Annotated in this window: 3 protein-coding genes; 1 reads left to right on the forward strand and 2 read right to left on the reverse strand. The window is 35.8% G+C overall.

From position 1 onward, the window contains the following. Positions 1 to 145 precede the first annotated feature (145 nt). Entirely contained in the window at positions 146 to 841 is a 696-nt protein-coding gene (locus ABXH34_RS18445; protein ID WP_353573357.1) for a thiol:disulfide interchange protein DsbA/DsbL, read from the reverse strand. A 153-nt stretch (positions 842 to 994) separates the two neighbouring features. Beyond that, complete coding sequence (locus ABXH34_RS18450) at positions 995 to 1,642, reverse strand: c-type cytochrome (RefSeq protein ID WP_353573358.1); 648 nt, start codon at positions 1,640 to 1,642, stop codon at positions 995 to 997. A gap of 328 nt (positions 1,643 to 1,970) precedes the next feature. On the opposite strand from ABXH34_RS18450, the gene ABXH34_RS18455 reads away from it, so the two are divergent. Beyond that, positions 1,971 to 2,306, forward strand: coding sequence for a DUF2325 domain-containing protein (locus ABXH34_RS18455; RefSeq protein WP_353573359.1), 336 nt, complete (start codon positions 1,971 to 1,973; stop codon positions 2,304 to 2,306). Positions 2,307 to 2,791 lie beyond the last annotated feature (485 nt).

Below are 2,791 nucleotides of genomic sequence, written 5' to 3' on the forward strand. Positions count from 1 at the left end.
AAGGATAGGATTAAACAGGTGCTGGGAGCAGTCGTTCACGGAAATCAAAATTCATATGTAGAAGTAGTTGATAAATACAAAAAATTATAGGAGTGTAAAAATTATTGTATTAAAACAAAATATTACACTCCATATTAAATATAAACTATTCTGCTGGTTTTACTTTTTCTTCAGTAGCCGCTTTTTTCTTAGCAATCAACTTGCGTTCTTTCTCGATTAAATAGTCAACCACTTTGAACATTTCATTATAGCCTTTTGTTTTACTACTTAAAATCAGATATTTACCATTGACGACTAAAGAAGGTACACCACTAATGCCATAGCTTGCAGTTACAAAATTAGCAGTACGTACAGAGTTATCAACTGCAAATGATTTATAAGAATTATCAAATGCCTTATCATCAACGCCTTGTTCTACGAAAAACGCTTTAACTTGATCTTTAGTCGTAATACGACGACCTTTTGAATGAATTGCCTCGAATAATGCTTTATGAAGCTCTTCTTTGCCTAAATCTTTAGCAATATAAAATGCTTTAGCAAGTGGGGTATTTTTTTCGCTGAAAACCGCAGGCATTGGATTAAACACAACGTCTTTTTGGCCTTCAATGGTTTTCTTCCATTTTTCAGCAAAAGGATGAATTCGGAAACAATGTGGGCAGGTGTATAAAAAGATTTCAGTGACTTCTACAATATCATCACCATAAATCTTTTCTGGCATGATGATATCTTTGTACATCTCTTCATAAGGGCTTGGTTCAGGGGTGGTAGCCTGTTCAGCGTGTACAAAAGACACGGAAATCAACATGCCTAGTGCTATTACCCAAGTAAATAAGGTTTTCATAAATGCTCCTTGTGTAAAAACCTGCCAAACGACAGAGATTGATAATGTAAAGTACTTCAATAATAAGGACTGGCAGCCCTAACTAAAGTGTAAAAAGTAAAATTCTTTGAAACATCTTTAAAACAAAGGGCTGCCAACCTTATTTAAAGCGGCTTAGTGCAAACCAGAAACATATTCAGCAACGGCTGTCATTTCAGCTTCTGATAATTTCTTAGCAATATCAATCATAATTTGTTGGTTATTGGTTTCAGCATCACCAATACGCTCACCAGATTGATAGTCTTTCAACTGTTTAACTGTATAAGCTGCATTTTGACCACTGAGCAATGGATATTGTGCAGTTGGATTGCCTAAACCTTGAGGGCCATGACAGGAAATACAGGCTGGAATGCCTTTCGCTGCAACACCTGAAAGGTAAATGGCTTGACCTTGGCCAACCAAATCTTCACTTGCTCCGCCAACAGTAACAGCTTGGCTAGAGAAATAAGCGGATAAGTCAGCAATATCTTGATCACTTAATGCGGCCACTTGGCCTAACATAATGGCATTGTTACGCACTCCAGATTTGAATTGGTGCATTTGCCCATCAAGGTAGCTTGTGTGCTGACCGCCTAATTTTGGATATTCAGGCATTAGAGCCTTATTGCCATCTGTACCATGGCACGACGCACAGACCATCGATTTTGCTTTGCCTGCTTCTGCATCACCTACGATTTTGCCTTCATCTGCAGCATGGTCACTGCTGGCATAAACCATTGGCGTTAAGGTCATTAAAATAGCTAATGTCAATTTCTTCATCATGTCATCCACTAGTCATTGTTATTAAAGTGAAATTAGGGTTTAAAGCTTTATACCATCTCTTATCCCCATATTATTAAGGCATATAAGAATAAGGCAGCATCAAAGTATAGCATTACCCTGAAATGGTTTGCATCTTTTTAGAAATGCACATTAATTGAACAAAGATAACAATGAGTGGTCTTGAAATTGCTTATTTTCCATACTATATTAGTCAAGTAATAGCTTGGGGATTTTTTTAATAGCTCATAATTTTAACTTATGATTACTTGACAAGCAATCCAATTGTAATGATAATGATTCTCAAAATCAACTGTAAGAGGTATATATCATGGTTATTCTTGTTGGTGCAGACCGATTAGGTAATATTGAAAATTTACTGAAACAACGCGGTTTAGAGCAATATCGCCATATTTCAGGCCGTAACCCTAAGTTGCAAAAATTTGCACGTAGCAGTATGTCAGGTGTGGATTTGATGATTTTATTTACTGATTTTGTTGGTCACAATGTGATGCGTAACTTTAGAAAATTAGCGCGGGAAAACAAAGTGCCTTTTATCGCCTGTAAGCGTACTATGGGACACGTTGCGACTTGTTTGGATAAATGTGGCTATTCAGAACCGCAAAATTGTGAAAAATGTCAACAATGCGACATGAAAGGGAAATAACTGAATCATGCGCTTTCCACAATAGAATGCTCAAATTTGATAGCACGTTTGGGCGTTTTGATATTCTGAACTTAATTTTCAAAATAGTTAGCCTTAGCCAAAAATAATGAGATTTCCAATCACAGCAGTGAAGCTATAATTCGGATTTCCATGATTTAGATTTTATTATGATGGTTGGCCTAACACCGAGTTTCCCAATAGTTTCTTACACACTTATTTGGGCTGTTTGCTGTGGATTGAGCTATTTTTTGTACAATGCGCTGCAGCTTAAGCAAACTCACATTTTCCCCTTAATTTCATAATAAACTTCAAAACATTATCACTTAATAAAACTGATTTTAAATCTATAAATGTTTTATATTTTGTTAAAGCTATTTCAGAATATATCTATATTTTTGTATGGCTGAAGCCATCAATTTGAATCAATATAAATGCCCATGCCATTATTTTGTCACCGCAAAAAAGAGATCAAATTAGCATGATTA

This window comes from Candidatus Albibeggiatoa sp. nov. BB20 (assembly GCA_016744725.1).
GTDB lineage: Bacteria > Pseudomonadota > Gammaproteobacteria > Beggiatoales > Beggiatoaceae > Albibeggiatoa.